At 50.6% G+C, this 6,778-nt stretch carries 7 protein-coding genes, 3 tRNA genes and 2 other RNA genes; all 12 read right to left on the bottom strand.

All coding sequences use genetic code 11. The features are described from left to right. Positions 1-79 precede the first annotated feature (79 nt). Positions 80-199, bottom strand: a non-coding RNA gene (locus J1785_RS04885) — RtT sRNA. A gap of 14 nt (positions 200-213) precedes the next feature. Beyond that, a tRNA-Lys gene (locus J1785_RS04880) sits at positions 214-289 on the bottom strand. 63 nt (positions 290-352) lie between these two features. After that, positions 353-472: non-coding RNA, RtT sRNA (locus J1785_RS04875), on the bottom strand. Positions 473-486: 14 nt separating this feature from the next. Next, positions 487-562: transfer RNA gene (locus J1785_RS04870), tRNA-Lys, on the bottom strand. Between the two features lie 167 nt (positions 563-729). Then, a tRNA-Lys gene (locus J1785_RS04865) sits at positions 730-805 on the bottom strand. 197 nt (positions 806-1,002) lie between these two features. After that, the gene (gene cpoB / locus J1785_RS04860) at positions 1,003-1,794 is read right to left on the bottom strand and encodes a cell division protein CpoB (protein ID WP_217218940.1); all 792 of its coding nucleotides are present in this window, start codon (positions 1,792-1,794) and stop codon (positions 1,003-1,005) included. Between the two features lie 9 nt (positions 1,795-1,803). Beyond that, positions 1,804-2,316, bottom strand: coding sequence for a peptidoglycan-associated lipoprotein Pal (gene pal / locus J1785_RS04855; protein WP_013576426.1), 513 nt, complete (start codon positions 2,314-2,316; stop codon positions 1,804-1,806). A gap of 47 nt (positions 2,317-2,363) precedes the next feature. Beyond that, positions 2,364-3,656: a Tol-Pal system beta propeller repeat protein TolB gene (tolB, locus tag J1785_RS04850; RefSeq protein WP_013576427.1), complete on the bottom strand. Its 1,293-nt coding sequence runs from the start codon at positions 3,654-3,656 to the stop codon at positions 2,364-2,366. A 130-nt stretch (positions 3,657-3,786) separates the two neighbouring features. Further along, positions 3,787-5,019, bottom strand: coding sequence for a cell envelope integrity protein TolA (gene tolA, locus J1785_RS04845; RefSeq protein WP_217218939.1), 1,233 nt, complete (start codon positions 5,017-5,019; stop codon positions 3,787-3,789). Positions 5,020-5,132: 113 nt separating this feature from the next. Continuing rightward, the gene (gene tolR / locus J1785_RS04840; protein WP_013576429.1) at positions 5,133-5,564 is read right to left on the bottom strand and encodes a colicin uptake protein TolR; all 432 of its coding nucleotides are present in this window, start codon (positions 5,562-5,564) and stop codon (positions 5,133-5,135) included. A gap of 11 nt (positions 5,565-5,575) precedes the next feature. Continuing rightward, positions 5,576-6,265 carry a Tol-Pal system protein TolQ gene (gene tolQ, locus J1785_RS04835; RefSeq protein WP_013576430.1) on the bottom strand — a complete coding sequence of 230 codons (690 nt, stop codon included), beginning with the start codon at positions 6,263-6,265 and terminating at the stop codon, positions 5,576-5,578. Further along, on the bottom strand, positions 6,262-6,666 hold the full coding sequence (gene ybgC, locus J1785_RS04830) for a tol-pal system-associated acyl-CoA thioesterase (protein ID WP_015698108.1): 405 nt from the start codon (positions 6,664-6,666) through the stop codon (positions 6,262-6,264). The genes tolQ and ybgC overlap by 4 nt, the downstream gene beginning before the upstream one ends. Positions 6,667-6,778 lie beyond the last annotated feature (112 nt).

Genomic DNA, 6,778 nt, shown 5'->3' with positions numbered 1-6,778 from the left:
GTGTTGTCGGCTCGCTTCGATAGGATCGAACCAGGGGTTTTTATCCTGAAATGTTTTATTGATTTGTTCTCTTTATAAGTGGTGGGCCGTGCTGGATTGACTCGGTTTCACCTCGCCCTGCGGGCAACGCTTTCGCGTTGTCGTCTCGCTTCGCTCGGCTCGAACCAGTGGTTCTCATCCTGCACTGCTTTATTGCATTTTTCACTTTAGAAGTGGTGGGCCGTGCTGGATTCGAACCAGCGACCAATTGATTAAAAGTCAACTGCTCTACCAACTGAGCTAACGGCCCATCTAAATGCTTTTTACTACTTATTTTTGGCTTTCAAAATATTCAGAAGGTTCCACCTAAAAGTGGTGGGCCGTGCTGGATTGACTCGGTTTCACCTCGCCCTGCGGGCAACGCCTGCGCGTTGTCGTCTCGCTTCGCTCGGCTCGAACCAGTGGTTCTCATCCTGCACTGCTTCACTACATTTTCCACTTTAAAAGTGGTGGGCCGTGCTGGATTCGAACCAGCGACCAATTGATTAAAAGTCAACTGCTCTACCAACTGAGCTAACGGCCCTTCCTGAATACTTCTTACAGCCAGCGTGTCTTGCAGTTGGTGTGCAAGGCACTACAGTTTGTTTAGATAACCTGGCCGTGCTGGATTGACTCGGTTTCACCTCGCCATACGGGCAACGCCTGCGCGTTGTCGTCCTGCACTGCTTTATTGCATTTTCCACTGAAAAGTGGTGGGCCGTGCTGGATTCGAACCAGCGACCAATTGATTAAAAGTCAACTGCTCTACCAACTGAGCTAACGGCCCATCTAAACCTGCTGCAAATTGCCTAAATCTCTGACAGCGTTAGCCGTTTGGAGTTGTCTGGGCAACGGCGGCATATATTACTTATTTAACTTTTCAGTGCAACTTTAATTTTCAGAAAGAGTGCTAACTGATGGTGTTTCACACACTCAAGCCCAGAAAATGCACGATATGTACATTTTCCGGGCCTGAACGAGTCACTACTTTGCAGATAAGCGTTTTTGAGCTTGTTTTGCCGCATCGGTATTTGGGTACTGTTTCACGACCTGTGCGAAGACGGCTTTGGCTTTATCAGCCTGACCTTTCTCCTGCATGATGACCCCAACCTTGAACATTGCGTCAGAACTTTTTGGAGACTTAGGATAGTTTTTGACCACAACTGCAAAATAATAAGCAGCATCGTCTTTTTTACCCTTGTTGTAATACAACTGACCGAGCCAGTAATTGGCGTTTGGCTGATAAGTTGAATCAGGATATTTTTTTACGAAACTCTGAAAAGCCGCAATGGCTTCATCATATTGTTTCTTTTCCAGCGCCAGTGAAACCGCAGCATTGTAATCGCTGTTCACGTCACCGGTACTTGCAGGAGCTTGTGCAGCACCCGCGTCAGGTGTTGTGGCAGTAGACCCTGCAGCGTCACCTGTGGCTGCAGCAGCACCCGTGCTGGCGGCCCCGGCAGAACCCTGGCTTAAGCTGTCGAGTTGATTAAAAATCTGCTTCTGGCGATCACCAAGCTGACTCAGCTGATATTGATTCTCCTGGATTTGACCACGAAGAGTATCCATATCACGTTGGGTATCAGAAAGTTGTTGCTGGAGTTGAGTTAATAGCTGGCTGTGAGCGTTAGAAATACGCTCCAGAGAGGTGACCCGATCTTCAATCGAGCCTGAGCCGACATTACTGATTGGCGCTTGGGCAGTAGCGGCCCATGGGACCGCTACGCCAACCAGTAACGACAGACTCAACAGGTGAGTTCTGAAGTTACTGCTCATACTATTCTCTTAGTATACCAGTACGGCACGACGGTTTTTAGCGTATGCCGCTTCGTCATGGCCCAGTACAGCTGGTTTTTCTTTACCGTAAGAAACGATAGAGATTTGGTCAGCAGAAACGCCTTTGCCTTGCAGGTACATTTTAACAGCAGTAGCACGACGTTCGCCCAGGGCGATGTTGTACTCTGGCGTACCACGTTCGTCAGCATGACCTTCTACAGTCACTTTGTAAGACGGGTTGCTACGCAGGAAAGCTGCGTGCGCGTCCAACATCTGAGCGAATTCAGAAGACACATCGTATTTGTCCAGGCCAAAGTAAACGATGTTGTTTTTCTGCAGTTCTTGCATCTGCAGACGAGCTTGCTCTTCTGAAGACATGTTAGCGTTTTCAGTGCCTGCGCCAGAGTTCAGACCCATACCATTAGATTGGTCGTTGTCTGCGTTCTTGTGAGAACTACAAGCAGCTACTGCCAGTACAGGCAACGCCAGCATCAGCCCTTTCAGCACTTTGTTCAGTTGCATCTATTCGATCCTTTTATAATTTTTTGCCATACATAGTATTCTATGCATTACAGATACGGCGACCAGGCAGGAAATTTGACCTGTCCATCAGTTGCCGGAAGACGCGCTTTGAAGCGCCCATCAGTCGATACCAACTGCAATACGGAACCCAGTCCCTGAGAGGAGCTGTAAATTACCATGGTGCCATTTGGTGCGAGGCTAGGCGTTTCATCCAGGAACGTGTCCGTCAATGTTTGAACGGCTCCCGTTGCCAGATCCAGTTTAGCGATGTGCTGTGTACCGCTGGCGCTGCTCACCATAACCAGGAACTTGCCATCTGTACTGACGTCAGAGTCCTGATTCTGCGAGCCTTCCCAGGTCAGACGCTGAGGCGCACCGCCATTAATGTTCACTTTATAAACCTGCGGACGACCGCCCTGATCCGACGTGAACGCCAGATTCTGGCTGTCCGGGAACCAGGTTGGTTCAGTATTGTTGCTACGTCCGTTTGTCACCTGGCTAATCTGACCAGAAGACAGATTCATTACATACAGATTCAGGCTGCCGTCTTTAGACAGCGCAAAGGCCAGTTTACTGCCATCAGGCGAGAAAGCAGGTGCGCCGTTGTGACGAGGGAAAGAAGCAATCTGTTTGATTGCACCGTTTGCCAGCGTCTGTACCACCAATGCTGAACGACCGCTTTCAAATGTCACGTAAGCCAGTTTGCTGCCGTCAGGAGACCAGGCAGGAGACATCAGTGGCTCTGGTGAACGGTGAACCACGAACTGGTTATAACCGTCGTAATCGGCTACACGCAGCTCATACGGGAATTTACCGCCGTTGGTCTGCACGATGTAAGCAATACGGGTACGGAATGCACCTTTAATGCCGGTCAGCTTTTCAAATACTTCGTCGCTGGCGGTATGCGCGGAATAACGCAGCCATTGTTTGGTCACTTTGTACTGGTTTTGTGCCAGCACGGTACCCGGTGCGCCAGAGGTATCTACCAGTTGGTAAGACACCACATAGCTGCCATCGGCGGCAGGCTGAACCTGACCGATAACAACAGCATCAATACCCAGCGCGGTCCAGGCAGCAGGTGTAACTTCTGCGGCGGAGGTTGGCTGCTGAGGCATACGTGATGCATCAATAGGATTAAATTTGCCGCTGTTACGTAAGTCAGCAGCAACAATACCACCCACATCTTCAGGTGGTGTACCCGGGCCAGCCCATTTGAATGGCACAACGCCAATCGGACGAGCTGTATCTACCCCTTGGGTAATTTCAATGCGAACTTCTGCATGAACCACAGATGCCCACATCATCAAAAGGCCGAACGCTACTCGAAATGCCTGCTTCATTGTATCTCCCTTATCTGGACGTATCTGCCCGCGATAATTTAGCAGAATTTTAACAAACCAACGCACACAAAACTAGAATTACACCCTGCAATCTATCGTAAAAATCTGAAAAGGAATTATTTTCTTCTTCCTACGGTTTAAAATCTATCGGAGCATTTTTAAACACTTCATAGACTGCTTCAGAAGGCGGTTTCGGGAACTTCGCCTGTCGTGCTGCGGCAAGCGCAGCCTGACACAGTGCAGGATCCCCACCTTCAGCCGACACGCTGATCAGCGAGCCATCCGGATTCATTTTAACGCGCAACGAACAGGTTTTGCCTGCATAAGATGATGCGTCATAGAATCTGCTCTCGATGGCAGCTTTAATCTGGCTACCATAGTTCGCAATATCCGCCCCGGATGCGCCCGCCTTTTTCTGAGTTCCCTTCCCAGCAGGAGCAGAAGCACCGCCCCCGGTTGCCCCTTTCGGCGCATTTTTAGAGTCGGCCAGGCCATCAAATAAGTTATTCGCATCAGCGGCTGCTTTGGCAGCGGCGGCGGCGGCAGCTTTTTTATCGGCTGCAGCTTTCTTGGCAGCCGCGGCAGCTTCCGCTTTTTTCTCTGCGGCAGCAGCAGCTTTTGCATCGGCGGCGGCTTTGGCATCAGCCTCAGCTTGTGCTTTAGCATCGGCAGCGGCCTGAGCCTTCGCTTCAGCAGCAGCCTGTTTTTTGGCTTCTGCTGCCGCTTCTTTCTTAGCATCCGCTTCGGCTTGTTTCTTCGCAGCGGCAGCCGCGGCGGCGGCTTCAGCCTCTGCTTGTTTTTTAGCATCCGCAGCCGCTTTTTTCTGCGCGTCAGCTTGTGCTTTAGCCGCTTCTTTCGCGGCATCTGCTTTCGCCTGAGCGGCCGCTTTTGCCGCTTCAGCCTTCGCCTGTGCTGCGGCAGCTTCAGCCTGTTTTTGCTGTTCTTTCGCCTGCTCGGCAGCTTGTTCAGCCTGCTTTTGCTGCTGGGCCTGTTCCTGAGCCTGCTGCTTCGCACTTTCCTGCGCTTGCAGACGCTCTTTCTCAAGTTCTTTCAGGCGTTGCTGTTCTGCGGCCTGTTTCTGTTGCAGCTCTTCAGCCTGTTGTTCTGATTTTTTCTGACGCGCGGCGGCAGCGCGTTGGGAATCAGCCTGTTGCTGTTGCTGACGATTGTACTGATCGACCACGGCACTGGGATCAACCATTACGGCAGAGATATCGCTCCCCCCACCGCCGCCACTCATGCTGGTATCTTCGTCCAGCGATCCCCAAATCAACAGGGCTATAATGATGATATGCAGAACGACCGAAACAATAACGGCGCGTTTGAGCTTATCGTTTTGTTCAGTTGCAGTTGCCTTTACCAAAATAGATTTCCCAAGACAGGATTACTAAAAACCCGGGTTCCTGTATTGCCTGTCATACTTTTAACAAGCCAGAGAATGCCGGGTTTCAAATAAGTGTTACAAATTACCTATCCTCAGATAGGTTGTGTCATCAATCCGACAGATTTCACGCCAGCCTGATGCAGCATATTCAGCGCCTTGATGATTTCATCATAAGGCACGTCTTTTGCACCGCCGATCAGGAATACCGTCTTCGGATTGGCCTGAATACGGCTGGTCGCTTCTGCGATAACCTGTTGTTCAGGCAATTGTTCCATACGCTGATGATCCACCACAATGGTGTACTGACCCACGCCGGAGACTTCAACAATCACGGGCGGATTATCATCGCTGGACACCGTTTTAGAATCCGTTGCGTCAGGCAAATCGACTTCCACACTCTGGGTAATGATGGGTGCTGTTGCCATAAAAATCAGCAACAGAACCAGCAATACGTCCAGCAACGGAACGATGTTGATCTCCGACTTACCTTCGCGGCGGTTACGACGACCTCGTGAACGAGCCATACTCTCCCCCTTTAGTTACTGCTGGTTTCGCGAGAGAAAGCCTGACGGTGCAGGATAGCCGTGAATTCTTCCATGAAGTTATCGTAGTTTTGCTCAAGCTTGTTCACACGCTGGTTCAGGCGGTTGTACGCCATAACAGCAGGGATAGCGGCAAACAGACCAATCGCAGTGGCGATCAGTGCTTCTGCGATACCCGGGGCGACCATTTGCAAGGTTGCCTGTTTCACAGAACCTAAACCGATAAAGGCGTGCATGATCCCCCAGACGGTACCGAACAGACCGATATACGGGCTGATAGAACCCACGGTGCCCAGGAACGGAATATGTGTTTCCAGTGATTCGAGTTCACGGTTAAAAGAAATACGCATCGCACGTGAAGAACCTTCAATCACGGCTTCCGGCGCATGGCTGTTGGCACGATGAAGACGCGCGAACTCTTTAAAACCGGAATGGAAGATTTGCTCTGCCCCGCTCAGGGTTTCGCGGCGGCCCTGGCTTTCCTGATACAGACGGGAAAGCTCAATACCGGACCAGAATTTATCTTCGAACGCTTCTGCTTCGCGGGTGGCGGCATTCAGCACCTTGGTGCGTTGAATGATGATCGCCCAGGACGCGATAGAGAAGCACACCAGGACAAGCATAATCAGCTTAACCAGGATGCTGGCCTTCAAAAATAAATCAAGAATGTTCATGTCAGTCACTGCTTAAACTCCGCGACAATAGACTTAGGAAGCGCTCGGGGCTTCATTTGGTGTGGATCAATGCATGCGATCAACACTTCTGCAGAACTCAGAAGGTTTCCATGCGAATCAAGAATTCGTTGTGCAAAAGTAAGAGAAGCTCCGCGAATGGACGTAATCTCACTCTGGACATCCAGCAGGTCATCTAGGCGAGCTGGTGCAAAGTATTCGACCGTCATGCGGCGGACAGCAAAAGCGACGTGTTCACCCAGCAACTGCTGCTGGTGAAAATTGCGTTGGCGCAACATCTCTGTGCGAGCCCTTTCATAAAAGGCGACGTATCGGGCATGGTAGACCACACCTCCCGCGTCTGTGTCCTCAAAGTAGACACGAACCGGCCATCGGAACAACGAATTACTCACTGTACATCCCGTAATGCAATTTGACGGCACTACTATACGCAAGAGAATTGGGGTTGGGAATGGGTAGGATTGATGGAATGAAAATAATTATGGGCCAGAGCCTGTCTCTTAT

It is taken from the genome of Rahnella perminowiae (assembly GCF_019049755.1).
Classification (GTDB): Bacteria; Pseudomonadota; Gammaproteobacteria; order Enterobacterales; family Enterobacteriaceae; genus Rahnella; species Rahnella perminowiae.
The sequence above is the reverse complement of the archived record's forward strand: the minus strand, read 5'-3'. Positions and strand labels throughout refer to the sequence as shown.